Origin of the sequence: Paraburkholderia kururiensis (genome assembly GCF_034424375.1) — a bacterium.
In the GTDB taxonomy this organism is placed as follows: domain Bacteria; phylum Pseudomonadota; class Gammaproteobacteria; order Burkholderiales; family Burkholderiaceae; genus Paraburkholderia; species Paraburkholderia kururiensis_A.
Genome location: NZ_CP139965.1, coordinates 1,121,503 through 1,147,953, shown reverse-complemented (window position 1 = coordinate 1,147,953; position 26,451 = coordinate 1,121,503). Strand labels below are relative to the sequence as shown.

Here is a 26,451-nt window from a genome sequence, read left to right as displayed (position 1 = left end):
TCGGTCATTCGACCGATGTTGCCGGATCCAACGAGATGACATGCTCTCGTCCATCGAGGTCGGTCGCTGCATCAGCGCGACGGACTCCGTGCCGCGGAACCCGGAATATTCCGCGCCTCGCTGCCGTTTACTGCGGCTCAACCGAACGTTATTGCGCATGGAGCTGCCTTGAATCGCGATGTCATCCATCCCGCCTATGTTCGCCTCTTCCACTGGATCAACGCCATGTGCGTGATCGGCCTGTGCATGAGCGGCTGGCAGGTCTACGACGCATCGCCCATTTTTCACGCCATCCGGTTTGCCCCCGCCATTACGCTGGGCGGCTGGCTGGGCGGTGCGCTGCTCTGGCACTTCGCGATCATGTGGGTGCTGGGCGCCAATTTTCTGGTCTATCTGGCAATCGGTATCGCAACGGGACGCTTGCGCCGGAAGCTGTTTCCGGTCACGGTCCGCGCGCTGCGATCAGACATCGTGGCCGCCCTGCGAGGCCGTCTGACGCACGGCGACCTGAGCCAGTACAACGCCGTACAGAAGCTGGCCTATCTCTTCGTGATCGCCGACATCGCTCTTCTCGTGCTGTCCGGCCTCGCGATCTGGAAGCCCGTGCAATTGCCTCTCCTGAGCGGCCTGATGGGCGGATTCGACAACGCCCGCGTGGTGCACTTCGTCGCGATGAGCGCGATCGTGGGTTTCATTACCGTCCACGTGACGATGGTGGCCATCGTTCCGCGCTCGTTGCTCACGATGGTTCGGGGGCGCTGACATGGGCATCCGGAACAACGACGCGTCGCCCGCTTTCGCCTGTGAACCCGATGCGGCCTCCATCGTCAAAGACGCCCAGCGCGAACTCCAGTCGTCGGCGCGACGCCTGTTCGGCCGAAGAATGCTCACGCTTGGCGGCCTGATGCTGCTTTCCGGTTGCGATCTCAAATCGGGCCACTCGGTGGAGGCGATGCTGCGCCGCGTGTCCCGGTTGAACGACGACGCGCAGGCATGGCTGTTCGATCCGCACAAGCTCGCGCCGACGTACCCCGAATCGATGATCGCGCGGCCGTTCCCGTTCAACGCTTACTACGACATCGACCAGGTACCGGAGGTCGATCCGCAAACGTATCGCCTCGAGCTGAAGGGACGCGTTAAAGGCAAGGCTGTCTGGAGCCTCGCGGAACTGGGCGCGTTGCCGCAACGAAGCCAGGTCACGCGGCATATCTGCATCGAAGGCTGGAGCGCCATCGGCAAATGGGGCGGCGTGCCGTTTTCCGATTTCCTCTCGCGAGCCGAGGCCGACACCACCGCGAAGTACGTGGCGTTTCACTGCGCCGACGGCTACTGGACCAGCATCGATATGCCCACCGCGCTTCACCCGCAGACGCTGCTCACGTTGACCTACGACGGCGCCGTCCTGCCCGCGAAGTACGGCTTCCCGATGAAACTTCGCATACCTACCAAGCTTGGATACAAGAACCCCAAACACATCGTGGCCATCACCGTCACGAACGAATTCCCGGGCGGATATTGGGAGAACCAGGGCTACAACTGGTTCGGGGGTTCCTGAGCCGGCACAACCCAACGCCGGGTCCGTCCTCTCTCCCTGGCCATCGTCACGTTTGTCTATTGCATCAGGAGCTTTCATGTCCACACGCCGCACACTCGCCGTTTCGTTACTCATGCTGAGCCTCGCCGACGCAGCGTTCGCGCAGTCATCTTCCGACAAGCCCGAACGCATCAGAGGCACGATCGAATCGTTCTCCGGCAGCACGTTGGTGGTACACCGGCGCAGCGGCGACACGGTGAACATCGACCTGAAGGACGCCACGCGCGTCAACGCCTTGAAGGCCGTGCAACTCGCGGATATCAAGCCCGGCAGCTACGTCGGCGCGGCAGCGATGCCCGGCGAAGACGGCAAGCTCGTGGCGAAAGAAGTGCTCGTGTTCCCCGAAGCGGCGCGCGGCACCGGCGAGGGCCACTATGCGTGGGACCTTGGCGCAAATAGCTCGATGACCAACGCGAACGTCGACACCGTGGTGCAGGCCACGAGCGGTCGCGAACTCAAGCTTTCGTACAAGGGCGGCACCAACACCATCACCGTGCCGACCACCGCGCCCGTCGTGACGCTCATTCCCGCCACACGCGACGACCTGACCAAGGGCAAGCATGTATTCGTGATCGCCACGCAGGCAAAGGGCGGCGCCTACAGCGGCAATCAGATCGTCGTGGAGAAAGACGGCGTCGCGCCGCCGATGTAAATCGGGCGGCCCCAGACAATCGGCGTCAAAAAAGTCCACAGAATCAAGTATGTGCACGCGATGCACATTTCTCCGAAAAGGTTGAGCGCGCGGCGGGCCGCATCCTAGACTCGGCTCCAATCACGGGCTGCGGCAAAACGTCCGCCCCTCGGTGACGAGTCCCGGCTTGCAGCCGCGACTCCGCGCGCCGCACATCGCCCCTTGGCGGTAAGCGGCATCGCTCCCAACCAGCCGCCGGAAGAGCGGCTCACAACTAGATCTGGAGACTTTTATGACGTCGCGAAACCATCGTGCCGAAGAAGGCGGCACGCTCAGCAAGGCCACGATCGCCCTGTGTCTGGCGATTGCGTTGCTCGAAGGATTGGACCTGCAATCGGCGGGCGTGGCCGGGCCGCGCATGGCGAAGGAGTTTCATCTCGCCGTGGCGCAGATGGGCTGGGCCTTCAGCGCGGGCGCCATCGGGCTCTTGCCCGGCGCGGCACTGGGCGGCCGGCTTGCGGACCGCTTCGGGCGCAAGCGCGTGCTCATGTGGTCGGTGGCGCTGTTCGGATTGTTCTCGCTTGCCACCACGGCGGTCTGGAACTTCGAAAGTCTGCTCGTCGCGCGTCTCTTCACGGGCCTGGGCCTGGGTGCGGCCATGCCCAATCTGATCGCGCTGTGCTCGGAAGCCGCGGGTCCGCAGCAGCGCAGCACGGCGGTGGGCGCGATGTATTGCGGCATGCCGTTCGGCGCGGCCATTGCCGCCGTCATCGGCATGTTCGGTGCGGCGGACGCGAGCTGGCGCCACGTGTTCTACGTCGGCGGCCTTGGACCAATCATCATGGTGCCGCTGCTGGGCCTGTTCCTGCACGAGTCGCAGCAGTTCATCGCGACGAAGGCAGCGAAGGCGTCGGCGGCAACGAAGCAAGGCACGCCGGGCGTGACCGAAGCGCTCTGGCGCCATGGCCGCGCGCGAACCACGATCGCGCTGTGGATCAGCTACCTCGGCACCCTGATCGTGCTGTATTTCCTGATGAACTGGCTGCCCTCCATGGTGCTCGCGCGCGGCCTCTCGCGCGTGCAGTCGAACCTCGTGCTCATGATGTTCAACATCGGCGGCGGCGTAGGCGCGGTTGCCATCGCGACGATCATGGACCGCTTCGGCCGGCGCGGCACCGTGGTCGGCATGTACGTCGGCATCGTGGCGGCGCTCGTCGTGCTCGCGAACGCCGGCGGAGCCAGCTCCACGGCCGTGGGCGGGCTGCTCTGCGGCTTCTTCATCGTGGGCGGTCAGTCGGTGCTGTATGCGCTCGCGGGCCATGCCTACCCGACCGAGGTGCGCGGCACGGGCGTGGGCGCGGCCGTCGCGGTGGGCCGTCTCGGTTCGATTCTCGGACCGCTCGTGGCAGGGCAGCTTTTCGCGCTCGGTCAGAGCCCCTCGATGCTGGTGGGCGCGAGCATTCCGCTCGTGGCCATCGCAGCGGTCGCCGCGCTCAGCGTCGCGGGCTCGTTCGCGCAGCGCCGCGCGCTGGGTGCTCAGGGCGCGTGAAGTTCGTTTCGTGACCGGCGACGTGCGCAGTCGGATCATCGCGGACCGGCACGCGCGAACAGGCACGCGGCATTGCGCCGGTCGCCGAACGTACCGTCTACGCGCCCCCGTCCATGAGCCGCACGTCCGGGATCATCGCGGCCTGGCCGCGATAATTCCCGGCCGCATCGGTGAGTTGCCACACGGTCGCCTGTTCGATCCAGAAGCGCACGCCCGATTTGGTAATGCGCACGCCGCGATACCCGGACACGAAGCCGTCGCGGGTCACCTGGTCGAGGAAGGCCTGACGTTCGCTGCGTTCGACGGGCTCCGCCGAAAGACGCGAAGGCAGTGCCGTCAGTTCGTCCCAGTCGTAGCCGAAAATCGCCTGCGCACGCCGGTTGCCGTAGACGAACACCGGGTCCGGCGCCGTGTTGTGCGCAAGAATGCCGAACGGCGCTTCGCCATACAACCACGCGGCGCCTTCGGCAGCGCTCATGCCGTCGGGAACGAGGGATCGATTTAGAAGACGCCGGTAGCTGTCGGCGAGAAGGCGGAAGAAGTCTGCATCGGTGCTCAACGACATCGGGGAAGGCTCCTGCAATCGACTGCGTACGCGAACGGGGGCACGGCTCGGGGCACGTGATGCTATCGGACGTCGGCCCACAGGTCACCCAGTTGCAGCGCGTCCGGAATGGCCGCCGTCGAGTGTAGGGGAAAAGCCGTTTCCAGGTCGAAAAGCGGCACACGCACGGCCACAGGCCGTTGCCGCCTTTCAAGGCGCTTCTGCCTCCTCCCAGAAGCACGTTCGTGATGATCAGCCAAACGCGGCCTTCGCCGCCAGTCCCAGCGCCACCGCAATGAGGATGGCGGCAAAACCGAGCTGCACGTGACGCCCCGAGAGCCGATGCGACACGATGCGAGCCACCAGCATGCCGCCTGCCGTGGCGAGCGTGAACCACAACACCACGTCGAGCGGAAGCGGCCCGCCGTGCCGCATCGTCGTGACGACGCCGCCCCCGCCCACCAGCGTGATCACCATCAGCGAGGTGGCCACGATGCCGTGCATGGAGACGTCGGTAAGCTTGCGCATCATCGGCACGATGATGAAGCCGCCGCCTACGCCGAGCAGCCCCGTCATCACGCCGGTCACGGCGCCGACAGCGGCGAGCGCGGCACCGGTGGTCCATGACCATACGAGACGGCCGGTCGACGGATTCACGTGCGCCACGCACAGTGCCGACGCGGGCGCGTGCGAATTGCCGTGCGCCAGCGTGTGTCGAAGCAGACGGATCGCAACCACCAGCATCACGAGCGCGAACACCGCGAGCAGCAGACGTTGCGGCAGCACGTGGGCGAGTCGTGCGCCCACGGCCGTGGCCGGCACGCCGATCGCCGCCATGAAGAACGCGGCGCGATAGCGCACGAGCCCTTTGCGAAAGGCCTCCAGCGCGCCCACCGCCGCACTGCCCGCCACGGCGACGAGCGCCACGGGCGTCGCCTGCTGGATCGGCCAGCCCATGCCGAACACGAGCGCCGGCACCGCGAGAATGCCGCCGCCTGCGCCCGTGAGGCCCAGCACCGCGCCCACCATCGCGCCGAGGATCAACGAAATAACCATCAGGATTCCAAATCAAACGTAAGAAGAGCCCTGCCGCTCAGTCGGCGAGCCGCGGATGCGCGAGCCACTCGCGGCCCTTCAACATGCCGCGCCAGTAGAGCGGCGGCAGCAGGCGGTCCTTGAGCAGCCACGCGAGCCGCGACGGTTGCGTGCCGTCGATCAGCCACTTCGGGAACGTGGGCGCCACCTTGCCGCCGTAGAGGAATTCGGCCAGCACGATCTTGCCGCGCTCCACCGTGAGCGGACACGAGCCGTAGCCGTCGTAGTTCGCGAGCTCGCGCCGTCCGCGCAGCGCGGCCAGCACGTTGTGCGCGACGACGGGCGCCTGTTTGCGCGCCGCCGCCGCGGTCTTCGCGTTCGTTGTGTTGGTCGCGTCGCCGAGACCATAGATGTTGCCGTAGCGCTTGTGCCGCAGCGTGGCCGGGTCCACGTCCACCCAGCCCGCCGTGTCCGCAAGCGGGCTCGAGCGGATGAAGTCGGGCGCCTTTTGCGGCGGCACCACGTGAATCATGTCGAACGTCGTTTCGAAGCGCTCGGTCGCGCCGCCGGGCAGCGTGCGCGTGAACATCGCGCGCTTGCCCGGACCGTCGACGGCGCTCAGGTTGAAGCCGAAATTGAGCGCGATGTCGTAGCGCTCCACGTACTTCATCAACGCCGGCACGTAGTCGGCTACGCCGAACAGCACGGCGCCGGCATTGAAGAACTCGACCTCGATCTGCCCGAGCCGGCCCGTGCGCAACCAGTGATCGGAAGACATGTACATGGCCTTCTGCGGCGCGCCGGCACACTTGATCGGCATGGGCGGCTGCGTGAAGAGCGCGCGGCCGCGCTTCAACTGCTGCACGAGCTGCCACGTGTAGGGGGCAAGGTCGTAGCGGTAATTCGACGTGACGCCGTTGGTGCCGAGCGTCTGCGGCAAACCTTCGATCGCGTTCCAGTCGAGCTTCAGCCCCGCGCACACCACCAGTTGCCGATAGCGGATCTTGCGGCAACTCTCCAGCACCACGGCGTCGTTCTCGGGTTCGAATGCCGCAACGGCCGCCTCGATCCACTGCACCTTGTGTGGAAGCACGTCGACCATGCGGCGCGCGGTGGTCTCCGGCTTGAAGACGCCCGCGCCCACCATCGTCCAGCCGGGCTGGTAGTAGTGAATCGGCGCGGGGTCGATGATGGCGATGTCGAGATCCGCGTCGCGCGCGAGCAGGCTGGATGCCGTCGCCACCCCCGCCGCGCCGGCGCCGACAATTACCACGTCGTAGCACTTTTCGGCCCCCGCGCCGCTTTCTCCGAGGCGGGCGGCCACTGCGCCGAGGTCGTAGCCCGCCGCCTTGCCGGCCGCGACGATGTCGCCCGCCGCGTAGCCGGACGCGCCCGAAAGCGCCCAAAGCGAAGCCGAGCGCATGCCGCTGCGGCAATACGCGAGCACCGGCCCCGGCACCGTCCGCAGCAACTCGCCGAACTGCGCAGCCTCGCGGGCGCTGATCTTGCCCGACTCGACGGGCAGGTAGTACGCGGCGATGCCCTCCTTGCGCGCCGCCGCTTCGATCTCCACGAAAGTGGGCTGATCAGGTCCCTCGCCGTCGGGGCGGTTGCAGATCACCGTGCGGTATCCCGCCGCGCGCACCGCCGGCAGATCGGCCACGAGCACCTGCGGCGAAACGGCGACAGCGTCGCTGAGTTGTTTGATGTCCATGAATGTCTCTTCGCTATCTTCGTTAGTTAGCCGATGCCCGCCGCGCCTCACAACACGTTGAGCGGAATCTTGATGTACGACACGCCGTTGCTCTCCGGCTCGGGCAGATGGCCGGCGCGCATGTTGACCTGCACCGAAGGCAGGATCAGCACGGGCATGTCGAGCTTCGCGTCGCGCGCGTGGCGCATGTCGACGAACGCCTGTTCCGTGGTGCCTTCGTGCACGTGGATGTTGTGCTCGCGCTGCTCGGCCACCGTGCTTTCATAGCGCAGCGGGCGGCCGCCCGGCTGATAGTCGTGGCACATGTAGAGCCGCGTCTGCGGCGGCAGGCTCAGGATGCGATGGATCGAACGGAACAGCGTCGAGGCGTCGCCGCCCGGGAAGTCGCAGCGCGCGGTGCCGTAGTCGGGCATGAAGAGCGTGTCGCCCACGAACGCGGCGTGGTCGTCGCCGTCGCTCACGAGGTAGGTCATGCAGGCGGGCGTGTGACCCGGCGTGTGCAGCGCGCGCAGCTGCACGCGCCCCACTTCGAAGGTTTCGCCGTCGGCGAATAGCCGGTCGAACTGGGAGCCGTCGGTCGCGAAGCCGGGGCCGGCATTGAACAGCTTGCCGAACACCTGCTGCACCGTCCGGACCTGCTCGCCGATCGCGATCTGGCCGCCCAGCCGGGCCTTCAGATACGGAGCGGCGGACAGATGGTCCGCGTGCACGTGGGTCTCCAGCAGCCATTGCACGCGGGCGTCCAGCGCTTCGACCCGCGCGATGAGGCGGTCGGCCGAGTCGGTGCGCGTGCGGCCGGACTTCGGGTCGTAGTCGAGCACGCTGTCGATAAGCGCGCACTGCTTCGTCTCGCGGTCGAGCAGCAGGTAGCTGATGGTCCACGTGGCGGGGTCAAAGAATCCTTCGACAGCAAACGTGCTGTGGGTCATGGCGGGGGCTCCAGTTGACGGACGGGGTGCGGCACTTCGCCGGTGTCCGGCAAACTGCGCGAGAGCCAAGACAAGGTCCGTGCCAGGCGCCGGGCAGTATTTGCCGCGCGACATCAAGCCGCTGATTTATATGGAATTATTAGCGCGTCTTTTGCGCTGTTCGAGGTAGCGAAAGCCCTTGGGCGCGTCGCGGGCGGATTGTCACGATCGGTCAACGACTGCCAGATGGCAGTTGGTGGCGGAAAATGGCAGTCGATGGCAGACGTGACCGTTGCCGCGTATAGTGGCGCCCAGTCCGTTGCGGAGCGCCGCCATGCCTCATTCCCTCCCCACGTCGCCGTCCACGGTCCACGCGGATACGCCCGGCGCCAAGTCCAGCCCGCCGGAGATCGCGGCACTCGTCGGCTATCTGGAGTACGACACCCAGCCGGCCATCGTGCTCGACCCGGAGTACCGCATCCTCGCGGCCAACAGCGCCTACCAGAAGCAGTTCGGCATCGCCGGGCAGCCGCACGTGGGGCGGCGCTGCTACCAGGTCTCGCATCACTACGAGGTGCCCTGCGACCTCGCCGGCGAACACTGCCCGATGAAGCAGGCGGCCGCTACAGGGAGTGCCGACCGCGTCCTCCACGTTCACCACACGCCGCGAGGCCAGGAGCACGTGGACGTGGAGCTGCGGCCCATCTTCGACGCCCGCCGGCAGATCATCGCGTACGTGGAGCGTCTTTCGACCGTACGCAGCGCCTCGGCACGGCCGGATGCCGATGGCCTCGTCGGACGCGCCCCCGCTTTCAACGAGGCGATCTCGAAACTGCACCGGGTCGCGACCTCGATGCTGCCCGTGCTGCTGCTGGGCGAATCGGGCACGGGCAAGGAACTGTTCGCGCACGCGCTGCACGCGGCCAGCCCGCGCGCAAACCGGCCGTTCGTGGTGGTGGACTGCTCGGGCATTACCGAAACGCTGTTCGAGAGCGAGCTGTTCGGCTACGAGAAGGGGTCGTTCACGGGCGCGTCGGCGCGCAAACCGGGGCTCGTGGAAACCGCGCAGGGCGGCACGCTGTTCCTCGACGAAATCGGCGACGTGCCGCTCGCAATGCAGGTGAAGCTGCTGCGCCTCATCGAAACCGGCGCGTTCCGGCGCGTGGGCGGCGTCGAGACGCAACGCGCCGACTTCCGGCTCGTGGCGGCCACACACAAGCCGCTCGAGCAGATGCTGGCCGACGGCCAGTTTCGCTCCGACCTGTACTTTCGCATCAGCGCGTTCCCGATCCGGCTGCCGGCGCTGCGCGAGCGTGCCGAAGACATCCCGCTGCTCGCAGCGGCCATGCTGCGGCGTATCGCGTCCACGCGCGGCGCCGACGCCCGCGCCACGTCGGTCGCCACCTCGATCGCCCCCGAAGCGCTCGCCCTGCTGTGCGCCTACGCCTGGCCCGGCAATATCCGCGAGCTTCGCAACGTGCTGGAACGCGCCAATCTGCTGGCGGACCACGGCGTGATCCGCGCGGAGCATCTGCCCGACGCGATCCGCACGCCGGTCGCGCCGCCGCCATCGCAGGCGCCGGCTACGCCTGCTGTTTTTGCTCGCGGCAAGCTTTCCGACGCCGAACTCGCGCGCGTGGCCGCCGGGTTTAGCGGATCGCGCAGCGAACTGGCCGCGCATCTCGGCATCAGCGAACGCACGCTGTACCGCCGGCTCAAGTCGCTCGGCAGCGCCTGAAAGGCTCGCCACCGCGAGCGGCGGAGGCGACCGACCGCCATTCGAGCCGCGCTGCGCGCCAATTAGTCTTAATTAGTCTTATATAAGATATAAGATAATTGACGGTACGCCCCAGCGCGACTAAAATTGCCGTCGACACAGTGCCCCGGAAGCCCTCGGAGCCGCCTGGCAAGACTTCCCCTGAAACGTCCTATCAGCAGGTCCTCCATGCTTGAAAACTTTCGCGCTCACGCGGCCGCTCGCGCCGCGCTCGGTATCCCTCCCCTCCCGCTCACGGCCCAGCAGACCGCCGAACTGGTGGAACTGCTGACGAACCCGCCCGCGGGCGAAGAGCAAACGCTCGTCGACCTGATCACCCACCGCGTGCCGGCCGGCGTGGATGAGGCCGCCCGCGTGAAGGCCGGCTTTCTCGCCGCCGTGGCCAAGGGCGAAACCGCCTGCCCGCTGATCTCGCGCACGCGTGCCACCGAACTGCTCGGCACCATGCTGGGCGGCTACAACATCCAGCCGTTGATCGAGCTGCTTTCGGACGCCGAAGTGGGCACCGTCGCCGCCGACGCGCTGAAGAAAACCCTGCTGATGTTCGACCAGTTCCACGACGTCAAGGAACTGGCCGACAAGGGCAACGCCAACGCCCGTGCCGTGCTGCAAAGCTGGGCCGACGCCGAATGGTTCACGAGCCGTCCGGAAGTGCCGCAAAGCCTCACCATCACCGTCTTCAAGGTGCCGGGCGAAACCAACACGGACGACCTCTCGCCCGCGCCGGACGCCACCACCCGCCCCGACATCCCGCTGCACGCGCTCGCGATGCTGAAGAACGCCCGTCCCGGCATCACGCCGGAAGAAGACGGCAAGCGCGGCCCGGTCAAGTTCATCGAATCGCTGAAGGAAAAGGGTCACCTGGTCGCCTACGTGGGCGACGTGGTGGGCACCGGCTCGTCGCGCAAGTCGGCCACCAACTCCGTGCTGTGGTTCACGGGCGAAGACATTCCCTACGTGCCGAACAAGCGCTTCGGCGGCGTGTGCCTGGGCGGCAAGATTGCCCCGATCTTCTACAACACGATGGAAGACGCGGGCGCGCTGCCCATCGAACTCGACGTCTCGAAGATGGACATGGGCGACGTGGTCGAACTGCGCCCGTACGAAGGCAAGGCACTGAAGAACGGCGAAGTGATTGCCGAATTCCAGGTGAAGTCCGACGTGCTGTTCGACGAAGTGCGCGCCGGCGGCCGTATTCCGCTGATCATCGGTCGCGGCCTCACGGCCAAGGCGCGTGAAGCGCTGGGTCTGCCGCCCTCCACGCTGTTCCGCCTGCCGCATCAGCCGGCCGACAGCGGCAAGGGCTTCTCGCTCGCGCAGAAGATGGTGGGCCGCGCGTGCGGTCTGCCCGAAGGCCAGGGCGTGCGCCCCGGCACGTACTGCGAACCGAAGATGACCTCGGTGGGCTCGCAGGACACCACGGGCCCCATGACCCGCGACGAACTGAAGGATCTGGCGTGCCTCGGCTTCTCGGCCGACCTCGTCATGCAGTCGTTCTGCCACACCGCCGCTTATCCGAAGCCGGTGGACGTGAAGACGCACCAGACGCTGCCGAACTTCATCAGCACGCGCGGCGGCATCGCGCTGCGCCCGGGCGACGGCGTGATCCACTCGTGGCTGAACCGCATGCTGCTGCCCGACACCGTGGGCACGGGCGGCGATTCGCACACGCGCTTCCCGATCGGCATCAGCTTCCCGGCGGGCTCCGGCCTCGTCGCCTTCGCGGCCGCCACCGGCACGATGCCGCTCGACATGCCGGAATCGGTGCTGGTCCGCTTCAAGGGCAAGATGCAGCCGGGCGTGACGCTGCGCGACCTCGTCAACGCGATTCCGCTGTACGCCATCAAGCAAGGCATGCTGACGGTCGCCAAGCAAGGCAAGAAGAACATTTTCTCGGGCCGCATTCTCGAAATCGAAGGTCTGCCCGACTTGAAGGTCGAGCAGGCATTCGAACTGTCGGATGCATCGGCTGAGCGTTCGGCTGCGGGCTGCTCGGTGCGCCTGAACAAGGAACCGATCATCGAGTACCTCAACAGCAACATCACGCTGCTGAAGTGGATGATCGCGCAGGGCTACCAGGACGCGCGCAGCCTGCAACGCCGCATCAAGGCGATGGAGCAGTGGCTGGCCGACCCGAAACTGCTGCAACCGGATGCCGACGCCGAGTACGCGGCCGTGATCGAGATCGATCTCGCCGACGTCCATGAGCCGATCGTCGCGTGCCCGAACGACCCGGACGATGTGAAGACGCTGTCCGACGTCGCCGGCGCGAAGATCGACGAAGTGTTCATCGGTTCGTGCATGACCAACATCGGTCACTTCCGTGCCGCGTCGAAGCTGCTGGAAGGCAAGCGCGACATTCCCGTCAAGCTGTGGGTGGCCCCGCCCACCAAGATGGACCAGAAGCAGCTGACGGAAGAAGGTCACTACGGCGTGTTCGGCACGGCCGGCGCGCGCACCGAAATGCCGGGCTGCTCGCTGTGCATGGGCAACCAGGCACAGGTGCGTGAAGGCGCGACGGTCATGTCGACGTCGACCCGCAACTTCCCGAACCGTCTGGGCAAGAACACGAACGTGTACCTGGGTTCCGCGGAACTGGCGGCCATCTGCTCGCGCCTTGGCCGGATTCCGACCAAAGACGAGTACATGGCCGACATCGGCGTGATCAACGCCAATGGCGACAAGATCTACAAGTACATGAACTTCGACCAGATCGAAGACTTCAAGGAAGTGGCCGACACCGTGTCGATGTAAACGCGCTGCCGGGCTGCGACGTGTTGCTTGCGTCGTAGCGACACGAAAACGGCGCCGCGGGCTGAATGCCTGCGGCGCCGTTTTTTTGTGGTGTGCCCGAAGAACAGCTCAGCCGCCATGACGGGTTTCTCCGCCATTCATCTTCCGTTGAATGCGCACGCCGACCGTCCGCTGTCTGGTCGTTCGCATCGCGGCGGCCTGTTCATCTCGCTGGTCGGCATCGGGCATGAAGCGATCGAAATCGATGTCGCCGGTGCTGATCGATGGCGACGTCGCGATTGCCGACTCGATCGCTCCAATCAACTACTGCCCACGTTTAGCCGCTTCGATAATCGCGTTTGCAACAACTTGCGGATGGCTCACGAGCGAAACATGGCTGCCATGCACACGCGTGACGGTAGCGCCGATGTCCTTCGCCATGCGCTCCTGCAAAGCGGGCGCGATCATCTGGTCTTCGGTGCTCACCACGAAGGATGAAGGCCGGTCGCGCCACGCCGGATGCGTGACCTTCTCGTCGAGACAGCCCGAGTACCACGGCCCCTGCGTAGCGGCCACGACGCGTTGCGCGGCAGCCGGCAGGTCGGGCGCGAAGAACTGACGGACGGCCTTGTCCGAGAGCGTCAGATAGCCCGCGGAATCCTTATGCAGCTCACTGGCCCAGGGCGGCGCCGGCAAGTCCTTTGTTATGTCGGCAATGGACTGATTCGCGTCCGGAGCGAAGGCCGACACGTAGACGAGTGCCTTCACCTTGTCGTCGTTGCCGGCCTCGCTGATAACCACGCCCGCCCACGAATGTCCGACCAGCACGACCGGGCCCGGTTGCTGATCGATCACGCGTCGGGTCGCGGCCACGTCGTCGGCAAGCGAACTCAGCGGGTTTTGCACGGCCACCACGCGGAGGCCCTTCGCCTCCAGAATCGGAATCACGCCGCGCCAGCTGGACCCGTCGGCAAACGCGCCGTGGGTCAGCACGACGGTGGTGCGGCTCGCGTCATTCGCTCCTTCGGCATGCGCCGCCGGCCCCGCGGCCACTGCGCCAATCACCAGCATGGACTTCAGAAGACCACTCAAGAATCTGGACATCATTTCGTATCTCGTTTTTGGGTTTGGAGAATGGGCTGACCTGCCGCGGCGGCCCTTTCGCGAGGCCTTGCGTTCCTGCCGTCACGGCGCAAAACGCGTGAACACGTAGTCGCGATCCTTCACGCGCGCCGCATGGCACGCGAAGCACGTCTCATGCTGCGCCTTGTCCACCGGCATGCCGTTGATGAACCGTCCGAACCCCCATCCGCCCGTGGACGCATAGCGCTTCGAATCCTTCACCATGACCTGCACCGTCGTGGGCTGGCCGGGCACGGTGGCGGGGGCGAACGCGTCGGACTGCTTTTTCCGGTAGGCGAGCTTCACCAGAATCGTCCCGTCCGGAAACGGCAGGGTGGCGTTCCTGACGGCCTTCATCGCCGTCTCGTTGCCGAGCACCACGCGCAACTCGTCGAGCGGCGCGGCTTCCGCGGCGGGCGCGATCATCTGCCATTCGCGATACCCCTTCGGAACCGTCACGCCGTAGATGGGCGACGCCGCCGCTGCCGTCTGCGCGTCCGCGGCGGTGGCGCCATCGCTCGCGAGTACCGCGAGCCCTAGCACGCACGCCACGTGCAACGTACCGATGCTGCGCAATGTCATCCTGCCCTCCTCGATTGCAGATGCTGGCCCGCGCCGACACGCCCTTCATTGGGCGAGCGCACGCGATTCACGAGTGGGCGTAGAGCGGGCCGAGACCCGGAATCGCGTCTTGCGCAGCGCTGGCATGCGAACCCGACGACGACGTGCCGTTCAGCGCGGGGCCATACGCGGACGCGGCATCGTGGTTCCGGGCACTCACGCGCGCCTCGGCGGCCTGAACGTTCTCGGGGTAGCGGGTGTAGTCCAGAGCGGGGTTGTAGCCCGCCTTTTCGAGTTGAACGAGTTCCGCGCGCACCAGGGCACGCGTGAGCGGCGCGTTGGACTGCGCAAACGAAACGGCCGGAACGGCGACGACAGCGGCAACGATCAGCGATTGGACGAGCTTCATGGTGTGCACCTGTGGGTAGGGAGTTGAGCCTGACTACACCGACGCGATGGCCGGCATCCGGCCGGCGGGAAGTCGGGTTGGAAACATCGACCGCCGGCATGGGTGTATTTGAATGGCGCGACGTATCCGGCTTGTTTCCGTGACGCCGCGTTTATGTATGCGTTCTTGTCTTCATTCGCGGCAGATACACGACGATACGAAACGGCGCTGAGCCACGACGCCCGCGCACGGTCGCGATGCGGGTCATGCTCGACAGCGGCGTGAGACGCGGCACGGACGTGCCCAAGGCCCTCGCGCCGGGCGCGCATTTCGTGTTGGTGGGGGCGGCCCGACATGGCGGGGCCTGCGGTGGGCGGCGAGGCGAGCGTGCGGTACGCGCTGCACTTGCTGCGCCGGGAAATCAACGTGGACCTGGCACTGGCGGGAGGCGCGCGGGTCGAGAATGCCGGCCGCGAGTGCGTGGTGCGTGGTGAGGAGTTCGTAGTGCGGGGTTCGTGGTGCGAATGGAGTGATATTCCCCCAGCCGTGCCGTGCGATTTCGACGACGGCCGGCACCACTCGCGTCGTCAGGCCGCGCAAGACGTCCTGACCGCAACGGCGGCAAGAACGACAACGCCCGCCATCACGGTTCAAGCAGCCGCAGCAACCTCAGCTCTTCAAGATCGAGCTCGGACTCGATGCGGTGGAGCACCGCGTCGTCCACTTTGCCGGCGCGGTGCAGGGCGAGCAAGGTCTCGCGCGAAACGCCCACCAGCTCCAGCTCGACGCGCAGGAACCGCGCCCGATGTTCGATGCGCTCCTCACCCGAGGTGTGCGCGTTCTCGTTCGCCGTCACGCGCACGCGATATTCGGCCTGCAGGCGTTCGAGCATCGCGGGGTCGATGCCGTCTTCGCGCTTGCCGATGTCCGCCAGCGCCGCGAGCGAGGCGCCGAAGGTGCGCGCCCGCGTCTCGTGTTCGGACATCGTGTGGCGTGCGGGCGGACGCAGCTTCAGCAGCCGGATCAACGTGGCGAGGCTGCCGCCCTGCACGACGAGCGTGGTGATGATCAGCAGGAAGGTGCTGAAAATGATCACGTCGCGGCCCGGGAAGTGGTCGGGCAACGCGAGCGCGGCCGCCAGGCTCACGACGCCGCGCATGCCCGCCCATCCCATCACGGCCGCTTCGCCGAACGTCCAGGCGCGGCCGCCCGTGCGGTTCGCGCGCAGACGGCCCGGCAGCCAGATCGCGCCGAACACCCACACGAGGCGCGCGACGATGGCCGCCGCCGTGGCCGGCAACGCGACGCGCAGGCCCGCCATGACCACCGCGCCTTCGTGGTTCACGCTCGCGAGAATGCCGTGCAGCGCGAGCCCGATCAGCACGAACACCAGTGCCTCGAGCACGAACACGATGGCGTCCCACGTGGCCTTGGCCTTGATCCGCATATCGGCGCTGAACACGCGATGCTGGCGCACGCCCAACACGAGTCCGCAGGTCACGACCGAGAGCACGCCCGATCCGCCGATGGCTTCCGCCACGCCGTAGCTGGCCCACGCCATCATGAAGGTGAGTACGATGCCGAGCTTCGCATCGACCAGGCGCACGAGCAGCGCGCACATCGCCTGACCACACACGAGGCCCACCGCGATACCGAGCAGGATGAGTCTGAAGAAAAGCCCTGTGCCGCTTGCGACCGTGATCGTGGTGGCGGCCAGCGCCGCTGAAACGGCCATCTGGTAGAGCAGCAGACCGGACGCGTCGTTGACGAGGCTCTCGCCTTCGAGCACGGCTACGAGCCTGGGCGGCAGCGGATAGCGCTGCAAGATGGCCTTCGCGGCGACGGCATCCGGCGGCGAGACGATTGCGCCCAGCGTGAGGCACGCGGCCCAGGGCAAGCCGGCATTGAACGCGTGCACGGCGAACGCGACCGCAACGGTGGTGAAGGTGACGGCGCCCAGCACGAGCGAGACGATGGTGGCGAGTTCGCCGCGAAACTCTTTCCACGCCGTATAGAACGAACTGGACATCAGCAGCGGCGGCAACACGGCGACGAGCAGGAGGTCCGGGTCCATGCCCGTCACGCCCTTGCCGGCCACGGCGATCACGCAGCCGCCCAGCAGCAGCACCACCGCGGGCGGAATCGACACGCGCTCGGCAAGCCAGGTCAGCGCGCTCGCGCCGGCAATCAACAACAGCAGGTAATGGAACAGCTCGACGTTGGTCATGCGCAGCGTGCCGGATGGTGCGAGGGTGCCCGAAAGGGTATCGCGTTTCAAGAACCTGAAAGGCCCCATTAAGATTAATTAAGAGCGGATTTCCTGAATCAGATTAATTAACTTTTTTTATCTGTCGGGCCCGCGATTTTGCGTGTCCAATAAGTGCGGCTGTACGGCCACTCTCCCGGCGTATCACACATGAGGCTCCGCCCGTTCATTCGGCGCGGGGGCTTCCTTTCACCCGTTCACAGGACATTTGCACCATGAGCAATCCCAACCTTGAAGTACTGACTCCCCAAAACAGCCAGCTGATCATTATCGACCAGCAGCCGCAAATGGCTTTCGGCGTGCAGTCCATCGACCGCCAGGTGCTGAAGAACAACGTGGTCGGTCTCGCGAAGGCGGCCAAGGTGTTCAACATTCCCACCACGATCACGACGGTCGAGTCGCAAAGCTTTTCGGGCTACACCTATCCCGAACTGCTCGACGTGTTCCCTGACCACAAGCTGCTCGAGCGCACCTCGATGAACTCGTGGGACGACCAGAAAGTGCGCGACGCGCTGGCCGCGAACGGCCGCAAGAAGGTCGTCGTGGCCGGCCTGTGGACGGAGGTGTGCAACACCACGTTCGCACTGTGCGCCATGCTCGAAGGCAACTACGAAATCTACATGGTGGCCGACGCTTCGGGCGGCACCTCGAAGGACGCGCACGACTTCGCGATGCAGCGCATGATCCAGGCCGGCGTCGTGCCCGTCACCTGGCAGCAGGTAATGCTCGAGTGGCAGCGTGACTGGGCGCGCCGCGAGACCTACGACGCGGTCATGGCCATCGCCAAGGAACACTCGGGCGCGTACGGCATGGGCGTCGACTACGCGTACACGATGGTCCACAAGGCAGCGCAGCGCACCTCGGTGCCGCACGAAATCCTGGCCGCCGTGCCCGCGAAGTAATCGCGGCCGTCGTTGTCCCCGCAGGCCGATGGGACGCGTTCGGCGCGAGCGCGTCCCACGGCTTCGCGCCTGCATTCAACCAGGGAAACTCCGTTATGAAAGCCATTCGCCGCGCACTCGCTGCGCTGATGATCGCGGGCGGGCTCGCCGCCGCGCCCGTCTCGTTCGCGAAACCGCCCGTGATGCCCGCCACGCCGCCCGCCGTTGCGGTCGGCCCGCAGTACGACACCACGCATGTCTACGTCGCGCCCGAAGACTTCGACCGCTTCACGGACAGCTTCGTCGCGACCTTCGGCGGCAGCAAGTCGAAGCAGGGCGTATTTCAGGTCACGCCCACGCCCAGCCAGACCATGTCGCAACTCGTCTTCACGCCCTCCGGCACGATCTCCGTGTTCGGCTTCAAGACGCCGATACCGTATCCGTTCGGCGCGGAGCGCACCGGCTATCTCGTGACCGACATGGACGCCGCGGTCAAGTCGGCGCGTGCGCTCGGCGCCGACGTGATCGTCGATACCTTCCCCGACCCCATCGGCCGCGACGCGATCGTGACCTGGCCGGGCGGCCTCAACATGCAGCTCTACTGGCACAACCGGGTTCCGCACTACGACGCGCTGCAGACGGTGCCCGAGAATCGGGTCTACGTGTCGCCGCAAAGCCTCAACAAGCTGGTACACGACTTCGTGAAGTTCTCGCACGGCAAGGTGGTGTCCGACGAGGCGAAAGCGCCCGGCATCGAGATCGGCCGGCCTGACGACACGTATCGCCGCGTGCGCATCGAGTCGGGCTTCGGCAAGATGACCGTGCTCGCCACCGACGGCCACCTGCCCTACCCGTTCGGCCGCGAAACCACCGGCTATGAAGTGGCCAATCTCGACGCCACGCTGGAGAAGGCGAAAGCCGCGGGCGTGAGCGTGCTCGTGCCGCCGTTCACCGCGGACGGGCGCACGGCGGCCATCGTGCAGTTCCCGGGCGGCTACATCGCAGAAATTCACGCCGACGCCGCGAAATGAAGCCTGCCCACGCGGTTCTCGCCTCCGCCGCACGCCGGCGCGTCGTGTTGCCGGCGTTCGTCGGCGGCCTGTTGCTGACGGGTGCCGACGCGGCGCTCGCCGATACCGCCACGGTGCCCGCCGCCGACGCCACGAACGCCGCCAGCGGCGCTACGCCCACTGCGACATGCAGCGCCAAACGTCCGGTCGTCCTGTTCAATCGCTGGCAGGAAGACTGGTCGGTGCTCGCGAATCCGTGCGTGCCGCGCGAGCCGCTGGACGCACTCAAGTACATGCCGTTCGGCGGCATTCCGTCTTCGTATCTTTCGCTCGGCGTCAATCTGCGCGAGCGCATGGAGACCAACAACGCACGCCTCTTCGGCATCGGCAAGGCGCAGTCGGACACGTATCTGATCCAGCGCGTCGAAGTGCATGCCGACGCACGCGTCGGCGAGCACTGGCAGTTCTTCGCCCAGCTGGAAGACGCGCGCGCGTGGGCCAAGGATTCCGTCACGCCGGTGGACAAGAACCCGCTCGATCTCGAGCAGGCGTTCGTCACTTATACCGGCGCGTTGGGCGGCGGCATCGTCAAGTTCCGTGTGGGCCGGCAGGAAATGGCGTTCGACTTGCAGCGTTTCATTTCGGTGCGCGACGGCCCGAACGTGCGCCAGGCCTTCGACGCCGTGTGGGCCGACTACGAATACCAGAAGTGGCGATTCATTGCCTATGCGACGCAACCGGTTCAGTACCGCGACGCCACCGCGTTCGACGACGTATCGAACCGCGACCTCACGTTCAGCGGCGTGCGCTTCGAGCGCCAGTCGGTGGGACCGGGCGACCTGTCGGGCTACTGGTCGCGCTACAACCGCACCAACGCGCAGTTTCTGGACGCGCGCGGCCCCGAGCGTCGCGACGTCTGGGACATGCGGTACACGGGCACGCACGGCCGCTTCGACTGGGACGTGGAAGGCATGTTGCAGACGGGAACGGTGGGCAACAACACGATCGGCGCGTGGGCGATCGGCTCCATCGCGGGGTACAAGCTCGACCTGCCGTGGTCGCCGCGCATCGGCTTGCAGATCGACGCGGCTTCGGGCGACAGGCACCCGCACGACGGCCGCGTGGAAACGTTCAACCCGCTCTTTCCCAACGGCTATTACTTCACGCTGGCGAGCTACACCGGTTACTCGAACCTGATCCACGTGAAGCCCTCCATCACGCTCAAGCCGACCGCGAACCTCGCGCTGCTCGGCGCGCTCGGCTTCCAGTGGCGCGAGACGACGGGCGACGCCGTGTACCAGCAAGGCAGCCAGGTGGTGCCCGGCACCGCGGGCAAAGGCAGCCTGTGGACGGGCATGTACGTTCAGCTGCGCGCGGACTGGACGATCGCGGCCAACCTCATCGGCTCCATTGAAGCCGTGCACTTCCAGGTGGGCAACACGGTACGCGAAGCGGGCGGGCACAACGCGGACTATGCGGGGGTGGAGCTCAAGTACGGGTGGTAGGGCGCCCCTCGTCCCGACGGGTTGCCGGCCCATGGCCGAACCGGTGCGTAGCGGCTGCGCAGTGCCTCTATGCAACGCCTCTATGCACCGCCGCTACGCACTTACCTCTACGCACCGGCCTCGCCGCGCGGCACCGGCAACGTGGCGGCCAACTCGGCGATACGTTTTCTCAGCCAGCCATGCGCCGGGTCCTGGTCCAGGTGATGTGGCCAGACCATCGTTTCGATCACGCGCGGCATATCGACCGGCACGTCTCGCACCACGACGGGCAGATGCTGCGCAAAGTGCACGGCCATGCGCCGGTGCAGCGTCGCCACGCGCTGCGTGCCCACCACCAGATAACCCAGCGTGCTGAAGTTGTCGACTGTCGCTTCGATGCGCCGTTGCTGTCCGTAGCGCGGCAGGAACCAGTCTTCGAACGTCATGCTGCGCGCGTCGCCGAATCGCACGGCCACGTGCCCAAGCCCCACGTAGTCGTCGAAACTCAAGGGCCGGTCCGCGAGCGCGTGCTTCGACCAGAGCAGACACGCGTGCTCGTCCTCGAATAGCGCCTGCTGCGCAAAGGGCAGCGGACGCGCGTATTGCGCCGGCATGATCAGCAGATCGACCGTGGCCTGCTCCATCGCACTTTCCAGCGAAGGCGGCGGGTTGCGGATATCCAGGATCATGCCGGGCGCTTCAACGGCCAGCGCCTGCATCAGGCCGGCCAGCAGCACGGTCGTGACGTAGTCCGACGCGCCCACACGGAAGCGGCATTGCGTCTGCGCCGGATCGAATCCGGTGCGGTATGCAATCGTTTCTCGCGCCTGCCGCAGCGTGTCGCGCACCGGCTGCAAAAGCGTCTGCGCGAGCGGACTCAATACGAGCCGGCGTCCCACCGGCATCAACAGCGCGTCGCCGAAATGATCGCGCAGCCGGCCCAATGCGGCGCTGGCCGCGGACTGCCCCACGTGCATGCGGGCCGCCGCGCGCGTGACGTTGCGTTCCTCCAGCAGCGCCTCCAGCGCGATAAGCAAATTGAGGTCGAATCGATCGAGGCGCATGAAACACCCGTAGGTGGAGTAACGGAGAGCCTCCAAAGGTATCGATAGCGTTGATGCAAATCAACGATAAGAAGTGTTTTTCTTTGTAGCTGTGCCTTCCTAACATCGTGCTCCAGTACCCATCCGGTCACGGCGCCGGACAACAACAAGACCGCTTCCAGACAGCGGTCAACCCTGGAGACGAGCATGAGCACCCCCGACACGCCCGCAGGCCGGGCCGTCCTGACCCTGGCCCACGTCATCGGCATGATCGACATGGTGGCGTTGCCGCTGTGGGTCGGCGCCCTGATGCAGCACCATCGCTTCCATCCGGCCCAGGCAGGGCTCACCGTCACCCTGTTCATGCTCGGCGCGCTCATTGCCAGCGTCGTCAGCGCGCGCCTCTTCAACCGCGTTGCCCATCGCCTCGCGACGAGTGGCGGCTTTGGTCTCGCGGCCGCGAGCTTCGCGCTGGCAAGCTACTGGCCGATGGCGCCGGAAAGCTTCGCGGCCGTTGCGCTCTGCCACGCCAGCGCGGGCTTCGGCGTGGGGACGGCGCTGTCGTTCACGCACGGCTGCATCGGGCGCAGTGCCAATCCTCATCGCATGTTCGGTCTCGTGAACGCGGCCATGGGGCTTTTCGCCCTGCTGTTTCTCGGTGTCGTGCCGGGCTGGATCGCAAGTGAGGGCTCCACGTTCCTCTTCGAAATCTTTGCGGCCCTGATGGCTTTCGTGGCGCTGGTCTCGTTCGTCGCTTTTCCGAAAGTGCCTCGTGCCGACGCGGCGACTGCGCACGAATCGTCCACCCAGGTACCGGCTGCTGCGCGCCTGCTGATCGGCGTGGTGATCTGTCTGACGCTCACCCAGGCGATGGTGTTCAGCTTCATGGAGCGCATCGGCATCGCGCACGGCTTTGGCGCAGAGAAGGTTCACGGCGTGCTGATCGTGATGGGACTCGTCAACCTGCTGCCGGGGTTGCTCGCGGCCTGGTGGCAACGGCGCATCTCGTCGGTAGCGGTGGGCGCGGCCGGCCCCATGGTGCAGGCCGCACTCGCGCTCGCGCTGTCGAACAGCGCCACGTTCTGGCCGTATGCCGTCGCGTCGTCGCTGTTCGTGTCGGTCGTGATCTTCACGCATACCTTCCTGTTCGGCCTCATGAACCGGCTGGACAGCACGGGCCGCGCAGCCGCGGCCACCCCTGCGATGACGATGGCGGGCTCCTGCATCGGGCCTGCATTGGGCGGCGTCGTGGTGCAGACCGCCGGCTACGCCGGTCTTGGCGCGGTGGCATGCGCCATGGCGCTGCTGGCCGTCGCGCTGATGTCGCAAGTGCGCAGCCAGATGCGCCACCGCGCAACGCTCGCGGGCGCGCAAGCCTGAACGACAGGGAGACGACGAATGCTCACGCTCTACGGCGCGATGGCCTCGCGCGCGCATCGCTCGATCTGGATGCTCAAGGAACTGGGCGTTGCCTTCCGGCACGAGCCGGTCGACTTCCTCGACGGCAACACCCGCACGCCGGAATTTCTCGCCATCAATCCCAACGGCCGCGTACCGGTGCTGCGCGACGACGACTTCGTCGTCTACGAGTCGATGGCGATCAACCTCTACCTCGCCCGCCGCTACGGCGACGACCTGGGCCCCCGGGACTGGCGCGAAGACGCGCTCGCCACGCAGTGGAGCTTCTGGGTCGTCACCGAAGTGGAGAAGCCGTTGCTGCTGGCGAGCGCCAACCGCGCGTTGTTCGCGCCCGAAGGGCGGCGCGAGACGGAAGCGCAGATCGCGCTGCGCAAGCTGGCGCGCCCATGGACCGTGCTCGATCAGCACTTGAGCCGCCAACCCTGGCTGTTGGGCGAGCGCTTCACCGTGGCGGATCTCAACGTCGCCACCGTCATGGACCTCGCCCCGCAATGCGCGATCTCGCTCGACCCGTGGCCGCGGCTACAAGCGTGGCACCAACGCTGCCTCGCGCGCCCGGCCGCATCCGACTGGCGCGACGTGACCTTCAGCGTACCGCGTCCGGCGGACGCGCTCGGCATGCTCGCGATGTTCGTCTGATTGATCCATCACCACAGAGAGCCATTCATGGATTCCACTACGCTTAACCCCGGCCTGCAGTTTCCGGACGATGTCGTGTTCCGCGGTTACGCGGCCCCTGTGCGCATCGAAGCCGACGTGCACGATCTGGAAGTCGTCGGCCAGATTCCGGCCGCCCTGAACGGAGCGTACTTCCGCAACAGCGCCGACCATTGCTATCCGCCACTGCTCGGCAAGGACATCTTTCTCAACGGCGACGGCATGGTGCACTGCGTACGCTTCGAGAACGGGCACGCGGATCTGAAGACGCGCTACGTGCGCACGGAAAAATTCCGGCGCGAGCGGCAGGCGCGGCGCGCATTGTTCGGCGCCTATCGCAACGCCTTTACCGACTCGCCCGAAGTGGCCGGCTGCGACAACAACACGGCCAATACCTCGATGCTCTGGCATCACGGCAAGCTCTACGCGTTGAAGGAGTCGGGGCGTCCGTACGAACTCGATCCCATGACGCTCGAAACGCTCGGCGAGCGCGACTTCAACGGCGCACTCAAGAGCCGCACGTTCACTGCGCACCCCAAGCTGGACCCCGAAACTGGCGAGTGCATCGCGTTCGGCTACAACACAGAAGGCGTGCCGGACCCGTGGATCGAGATCTACACGATCGACCCCGAAGGCACGCTGACCCGCACCGAGCGCTTCGAGGCGCCCTATTGCTCGATGGTTCACGACATGCTCGTGTCGCGCCACTACATCGCCTTCGTCGTCTGTCCGATGACGAGCGAACTCGAGCGCATTCAACGCGGCGAGCCCTACTGGCACTGGGACAACACGCGCACCACATGGGTCGCGGTGATCCCGCGCCGCGAAGGCGTTGCGCAGATGCGCTGGTTCAGGAGCGCACGGCCCGTCTTTCAGACGCACACCTTCAACGCCTGGGAAGAGGACGGCCCGCACGGCACACGCCTGCATCTCGAACACTTCATTACGGAGTCGGGATGGCTCAGCCAGTTTCCGGATCTGCATGACCCGTCGGCCGAAGAGAAGCCGCCATTCGGAGAGCGCTGGACCCTGGAACTCGGCCTCCCGCACGACGGTTTCGAAGTGCGGCGGTTCATCCAGCATGTAGGCGAAATGCCGGCCATCGACCCACGCTACGCCATGAAGCGCACGCGGCATTACTGGTTCGGAACCTCCAACACCGACCTGGGGCCGATGCTGCCGTGGGGCCCCAAAGGGCCGCCGTTCACGTGCCTCGCGCATCTCGACAACGAGACCGGCAAGCTGGACTTCTGGTATGCCGGCGCGGACTCGTCCCCCGAAGAGCCGCACTTCGTGCCGCGCAGCGCCGATGCGGCCGAAGGCGACGGGTGGCTGCTCAGCATGGTGGGCCGCCGCGCGGAAAACCGCACTGACCTCGTGATTCTGGATGCGCTGCGCTTGAGCGCCGGTCCCGTCGCCGTCGTGAAATTCCCGTGCCGCGTGCACGAGGGATTCCACGGCCAATGGGTCAACGCAAGCGCCCTCGCCCGGTAACGCATCGACGAACGCGAGGTCGGCCGCCGGCCTCGTGATCGTTCGCCGCCCCTCTGGAACGCGCAGCACCGTCTGCGCGTGGGCCACGCGCACGCCTTTTTTTCTTGCACGCAGAGCGCGGCGGCGACCTCGTCCACATACCAACCAGAACGATCAAAGCCCATGCCCACTACAGTCGAACTCACCCTCGGCGGCCACAAAAGGCCCGCCTGCAACGGCGCGACCTTCGAGCGCCGCAATCCGCTGGACGGTACCGTCGCGACCGTGGCCGCCGCGGCCACGCCGGAAGACGCCATCGCCGCCGTGCAATGCGCCGCCGACGCCTTGCCCGCATGGTCGGCCTCAAGCCCGGCCGAGCGCCGCGCCCTGCTGCTCGACGCGGCCGCAGCGCTGCGCGCCCGTGCCCCCGCGTTCGCCGCCGCGATGGCCGCCGAAACGGGCGCCACAGCGCTGTGGGCCGCGTTCAACGTGCACCTGGCCGCCGACATGATGCAGGAGGCCGCCGCCCTCACCACGCGCATCGAAGGGCAGCTCATCCCTTCGAACCTGCCCGGCAATCTCGCGCTCGCCGTGCGCCAGCCCGCAGGCGTGGTGCTGGGCATCGCCCCATGGAATGCGCCCGTCATTCTCGGCGTGCGCGCCATTGCCGTACCGCTCGCCTGCGGCAACACCGTTGTGCTCAAGGCAAGCGAGTTGTGCCCGGCCAGCCACGGCCTGATCGTTCAGGCGTTGGAGGAAGCCGGTCTGCCGCCAGGCGTGGTGAACTTCGTGAGCAACGCGCCGCAGGACGCAGCGGCCGTCGTGGAAGCCATGATCGGCCACCCCGCCGTGCGCCGCGTGAACTTCACCGGTTCCACGCGCGTCGGCCGTCTGATTGCCCTCACCTGCGCCCGTTACCTGAAACCGGCTGTGCTGGAACTGGGCGGCAAGGCGCCGGCTCTCGTGCTGGACGACGCGGATCTGGACGATGCCGTGGCCGCGGTCGCCTTCGGCGCGTTCGCCAATTCCGGGCAGATCTGCATGTCCACGGAACGCATCGTCGTGGACGAGACCATTGCGGACGCCTTCGTGGCGCGGCTCGCCGCGAAAGCGGCGTCGTTGCCTGCGGGCGACCCGCGCGATGCGCACGACACGCACCACGGCGCGCTCGTGCTGGGCTCCGTCGTGGACATGGCAACGGTGCATCGGTGCAATGCGCTAATCGACGATGCCCTTGCGAAGGGCGCGACCCTCCTCTGCGGCGGCAAGGCCGACACGGTGCTGATGCCCGCCACGCTGCTCGATCGCGTCACGCCCGCGATGGCGATTTACCACGAAGAGACCTTTGCGCCGGTCAAGGCCATCGTGCGGGTGGCGGGCGAAGAAGCGGCCATCGCGTGCGCGAACGACACCGCATTCGGCTTGTCGTCGGCCGTGTTCACGCGCGACGTCGCGCGCGGCTGGCGCGTGGCCCGGCGCATTCAGACAGGCATTTGCCACGTCAACGGCGCCTCGGTTCACGACGAAGCGCAGATGCCGTTCGGGGGCGTCAAAGACTCCGGCTGGGGACGCTTCGGCGGCCAGGCCGGCATCGATGCCTTCACCGACCTGCGTTGGCTCACGCTGCAGACCGCGCCGCGCCACTACCCCTTCTGAAGCCGT

The 26,451-nt window shown here is 66.4% G+C and carries 24 protein-coding genes; 14 read left to right on the top strand and 10 right to left on the bottom strand.

Annotation, left to right across the window (positions count from 1 at the left end):
- Window positions 1-168: 168 nt before the first annotated feature.
- The 4 genes from U0042_RS05175 to mhpT all read left to right on the top strand — a co-directional run bounded on the left by U0042_RS05175 (window position 169) and on the right by mhpT (window position 3,774).
- Window positions 169-762 (top strand): cytochrome b/b6 domain-containing protein, encoded by a 594-nt coding sequence (locus U0042_RS05175; RefSeq protein WP_114813053.1) that lies wholly within the window; start codon window positions 169-171, stop codon window positions 760-762.
- A gap of 1 nt (window position 763) precedes the next feature.
- Window positions 764-1,555 (top strand): molybdopterin-dependent oxidoreductase, encoded by a 792-nt coding sequence (locus U0042_RS05170; protein ID WP_114813051.1) that lies wholly within the window; start codon window positions 764-766, stop codon window positions 1,553-1,555.
- 76 nt (window positions 1,556-1,631) lie between these two features.
- The gene (locus U0042_RS05165) at window positions 1,632-2,246 is read left to right on the top strand and encodes a DUF5666 domain-containing protein (protein WP_114813049.1); all 615 of its coding nucleotides are present in this window, start codon (window positions 1,632-1,634) and stop codon (window positions 2,244-2,246) included.
- A gap of 271 nt (window positions 2,247-2,517) precedes the next feature.
- The gene (gene mhpT, locus U0042_RS05160; RefSeq protein ID WP_114813047.1) at window positions 2,518-3,774 is read left to right on the top strand and encodes a 3-(3-hydroxy-phenyl)propionate transporter MhpT; all 1,257 of its coding nucleotides are present in this window, start codon (window positions 2,518-2,520) and stop codon (window positions 3,772-3,774) included.
- Window positions 3,775-3,871: 97 nt separating this feature from the next.
- Here mhpT and U0042_RS05155 read toward each other — a convergent pair whose 3' ends face one another.
- The 4 genes from U0042_RS05155 to U0042_RS05140 form a co-directional block, all read right to left on the bottom strand.
- The gene (locus U0042_RS05155) at window positions 3,872-4,339 is read right to left on the bottom strand and encodes an MEKHLA domain-containing protein (protein ID WP_114813045.1); all 468 of its coding nucleotides are present in this window, start codon (window positions 4,337-4,339) and stop codon (window positions 3,872-3,874) included.
- A 231-nt stretch (window positions 4,340-4,570) separates the two neighbouring features.
- The gene (locus U0042_RS05150; RefSeq protein ID WP_114813043.1) at window positions 4,571-5,374 is read right to left on the bottom strand and encodes a sulfite exporter TauE/SafE family protein; all 804 of its coding nucleotides are present in this window, start codon (window positions 5,372-5,374) and stop codon (window positions 4,571-4,573) included.
- Window positions 5,375-5,411: 37 nt separating this feature from the next.
- A complete protein-coding gene (locus U0042_RS05145; RefSeq protein ID WP_114813041.1) occupies window positions 5,412-7,067 on the bottom strand; it encodes a TIGR01244 family sulfur transferase in 1,656 nt (551 codons plus the stop codon).
- Between the two features lie 47 nt (window positions 7,068-7,114).
- Complete coding sequence (locus U0042_RS05140; protein WP_114813039.1) at window positions 7,115-7,996, bottom strand: MBL fold metallo-hydrolase; 882 nt, start codon at window positions 7,994-7,996, stop codon at window positions 7,115-7,117.
- 313 nt (window positions 7,997-8,309) lie between these two features.
- Between U0042_RS05140 and U0042_RS05135 the strand changes: the two genes are divergently transcribed.
- A complete protein-coding gene (locus U0042_RS05135) occupies window positions 8,310-9,713 on the top strand; it encodes a sigma-54 interaction domain-containing protein (protein WP_232833478.1) in 1,404 nt (467 codons plus the stop codon).
- A gap of 207 nt (window positions 9,714-9,920) precedes the next feature.
- Entirely contained in the window at window positions 9,921-12,506 is a 2,586-nt protein-coding gene (acnB, locus tag U0042_RS05130; protein WP_114813037.1) for a bifunctional aconitate hydratase 2/2-methylisocitrate dehydratase, read from the top strand.
- A 108-nt stretch (window positions 12,507-12,614) separates the two neighbouring features.
- Here acnB and U0042_RS05125 read toward each other — a convergent pair whose 3' ends face one another.
- From U0042_RS05125 to U0042_RS05110, 4 genes are all read right to left on the bottom strand, one after another.
- Window positions 12,615-12,809, bottom strand: a complete 195-nt coding sequence (locus U0042_RS05125) for a hypothetical protein (RefSeq protein WP_114813036.1) — start codon at window positions 12,807-12,809, stop codon at window positions 12,615-12,617.
- Window positions 12,810-13,577: an alpha/beta fold hydrolase gene (locus tag U0042_RS05120; protein WP_232833480.1), complete on the bottom strand. Its 768-nt coding sequence runs from the start codon at window positions 13,575-13,577 to the stop codon at window positions 12,810-12,812. It abuts the gene before it with no gap.
- A gap of 93 nt (window positions 13,578-13,670) precedes the next feature.
- Window positions 13,671-14,189 (bottom strand): cytochrome P460 family protein, encoded by a 519-nt coding sequence (locus U0042_RS05115; protein WP_114813032.1) that lies wholly within the window; start codon window positions 14,187-14,189, stop codon window positions 13,671-13,673.
- A gap of 67 nt (window positions 14,190-14,256) precedes the next feature.
- Window positions 14,257-14,577 carry a DUF4148 domain-containing protein gene (locus tag U0042_RS05110; RefSeq protein WP_114813030.1) on the bottom strand — a complete coding sequence of 107 codons (321 nt, stop codon included), beginning with the start codon at window positions 14,575-14,577 and terminating at the stop codon, window positions 14,257-14,259.
- Window positions 14,578-14,813: 236 nt separating this feature from the next.
- Here U0042_RS05110 and U0042_RS29950 point away from each other — a divergent pair, with 236 nt between their 5' ends.
- Complete coding sequence (locus U0042_RS29950) at window positions 14,814-15,050, top strand: alpha-hydroxy-acid oxidizing protein (RefSeq protein ID WP_419150491.1); 237 nt, start codon at window positions 14,814-14,816, stop codon at window positions 15,048-15,050.
- A 149-nt stretch (window positions 15,051-15,199) separates the two neighbouring features.
- On the opposite strand, the gene U0042_RS05105 is transcribed toward U0042_RS29950, so the two are convergent.
- Entirely contained in the window at window positions 15,200-16,783 is a 1,584-nt protein-coding gene (locus U0042_RS05105; RefSeq protein ID WP_114813094.1) for a Na+/H+ antiporter, read from the bottom strand.
- A gap of 254 nt (window positions 16,784-17,037) precedes the next feature.
- Between U0042_RS05105 and U0042_RS05100 the strand changes: the two genes are divergently transcribed.
- The 3 genes from U0042_RS05100 (at window position 17,038) to U0042_RS05090 (ending at window position 20,218) form a co-directional block, all read left to right on the top strand.
- Window positions 17,038-17,724, top strand: coding sequence for a hydrolase (locus U0042_RS05100; RefSeq protein WP_114813028.1), 687 nt, complete (start codon window positions 17,038-17,040; stop codon window positions 17,722-17,724).
- Window positions 17,725-17,819: 95 nt separating this feature from the next.
- Window positions 17,820-18,734 carry a glyoxalase gene (locus U0042_RS05095; RefSeq protein ID WP_114813026.1) on the top strand — a complete coding sequence of 305 codons (915 nt, stop codon included), beginning with the start codon at window positions 17,820-17,822 and terminating at the stop codon, window positions 18,732-18,734.
- Entirely contained in the window at window positions 18,731-20,218 is a 1,488-nt protein-coding gene (locus U0042_RS05090; protein ID WP_114813024.1) for an alginate export family protein, read from the top strand. Before U0042_RS05095 ends, U0042_RS05090 begins: the two co-directional genes overlap by 4 nt.
- 107 nt (window positions 20,219-20,325) lie before the next feature.
- On the opposite strand, the gene U0042_RS05085 is transcribed toward U0042_RS05090, so the two are convergent.
- Window positions 20,326-21,261: a LysR family transcriptional regulator gene (locus tag U0042_RS05085; protein WP_114813022.1), complete on the bottom strand. Its 936-nt coding sequence runs from the start codon at window positions 21,259-21,261 to the stop codon at window positions 20,326-20,328.
- Between the two features lie 186 nt (window positions 21,262-21,447).
- On the opposite strand from U0042_RS05085, the gene U0042_RS05080 reads away from it, so the two are divergent.
- From U0042_RS05080 to U0042_RS05065, 4 genes are all read left to right on the top strand, one after another.
- Complete coding sequence (locus U0042_RS05080; protein WP_114813020.1) at window positions 21,448-22,620, top strand: MFS transporter; 1,173 nt, start codon at window positions 21,448-21,450, stop codon at window positions 22,618-22,620.
- An 18-nt stretch (window positions 22,621-22,638) separates the two neighbouring features.
- A complete protein-coding gene (locus U0042_RS05075) occupies window positions 22,639-23,298 on the top strand; it encodes a glutathione S-transferase family protein (RefSeq protein ID WP_114813018.1) in 660 nt (219 codons plus the stop codon).
- Window positions 23,299-23,325: 27 nt separating this feature from the next.
- Entirely contained in the window at window positions 23,326-24,810 is a 1,485-nt protein-coding gene (locus U0042_RS05070) for a carotenoid oxygenase family protein (RefSeq protein ID WP_114813016.1), read from the top strand.
- A 162-nt stretch (window positions 24,811-24,972) separates the two neighbouring features.
- On the top strand, window positions 24,973-26,445 hold the full coding sequence (locus U0042_RS05065) for an aldehyde dehydrogenase family protein (protein ID WP_114813014.1): 1,473 nt from the start codon (window positions 24,973-24,975) through the stop codon (window positions 26,443-26,445).
- Window positions 26,446-26,451: the final 6 nt, after the last annotated feature.

Coding starts and splice junctions, on each gene's coding strand:
- U0042_RS05170 (WP_114813051.1), top strand. CDS start 764: ATGGGCATCCGGAACAACGACGCGTCGCCCGCTTTCGCCTGTGAACCC.
- U0042_RS05165 (WP_114813049.1), top strand. CDS start 1,632: ATGTCCACACGCCGCACACTCGCCGTTTCGTTACTCATGCTGAGCCTC.
- mhpT (WP_114813047.1), top strand. CDS start 2,518: ATGACGTCGCGAAACCATCGTGCCGAAGAAGGCGGCACGCTCAGCAAG.
- U0042_RS05155 (WP_114813045.1), bottom strand. CDS start 4,339: ATGTCGTTGAGCACCGATGCAGACTTCTTCCGCCTTCTCGCCGACAGC.
- U0042_RS05150 (WP_114813043.1), bottom strand. CDS start 5,374: ATGGTTATTTCGTTGATCCTCGGCGCGATGGTGGGCGCGGTGCTGGGC.
- U0042_RS05145 (WP_114813041.1), bottom strand. CDS start 7,067: ATGGACATCAAACAACTCAGCGACGCTGTCGCCGTTTCGCCGCAGGTG.
- U0042_RS05140 (WP_114813039.1), bottom strand. CDS start 7,996: ATGACCCACAGCACGTTTGCTGTCGAAGGATTCTTTGACCCCGCCACG.
- U0042_RS05135 (WP_232833478.1), top strand. CDS start 8,310: ATGCCTCATTCCCTCCCCACGTCGCCGTCCACGGTCCACGCGGATACG.
- acnB (WP_114813037.1), top strand. CDS start 9,921: ATGCTTGAAAACTTTCGCGCTCACGCGGCCGCTCGCGCCGCGCTCGGT.
- U0042_RS05115 (WP_114813032.1), bottom strand. CDS start 14,189: ATGACATTGCGCAGCATCGGTACGTTGCACGTGGCGTGCGTGCTAGGG.
- U0042_RS05110 (WP_114813030.1), bottom strand. CDS start 14,577: ATGAAGCTCGTCCAATCGCTGATCGTTGCCGCTGTCGTCGCCGTTCCG.
- U0042_RS29950 (WP_419150491.1), top strand. CDS start 14,814: ATGCGGGTCATGCTCGACAGCGGCGTGAGACGCGGCACGGACGTGCCC.
- U0042_RS05105 (WP_114813094.1), bottom strand. CDS start 16,783: ATGACCAACGTCGAGCTGTTCCATTACCTGCTGTTGTTGATTGCCGGC.
- U0042_RS05100 (WP_114813028.1), top strand. CDS start 17,038: ATGAGCAATCCCAACCTTGAAGTACTGACTCCCCAAAACAGCCAGCTG.
- U0042_RS05095 (WP_114813026.1), top strand. CDS start 17,820: ATGAAAGCCATTCGCCGCGCACTCGCTGCGCTGATGATCGCGGGCGGG.
- U0042_RS05090 (WP_114813024.1), top strand. CDS start 18,731: ATGAAGCCTGCCCACGCGGTTCTCGCCTCCGCCGCACGCCGGCGCGTC.
- U0042_RS05085 (WP_114813022.1), bottom strand. CDS start 21,261: ATGCGCCTCGATCGATTCGACCTCAATTTGCTTATCGCGCTGGAGGCG.
- U0042_RS05080 (WP_114813020.1), top strand. CDS start 21,448: ATGAGCACCCCCGACACGCCCGCAGGCCGGGCCGTCCTGACCCTGGCC.
- U0042_RS05075 (WP_114813018.1), top strand. CDS start 22,639: ATGCTCACGCTCTACGGCGCGATGGCCTCGCGCGCGCATCGCTCGATC.
- U0042_RS05070 (WP_114813016.1), top strand. CDS start 23,326: ATGGATTCCACTACGCTTAACCCCGGCCTGCAGTTTCCGGACGATGTC.
- U0042_RS05065 (WP_114813014.1), top strand. CDS start 24,973: ATGCCCACTACAGTCGAACTCACCCTCGGCGGCCACAAAAGGCCCGCC.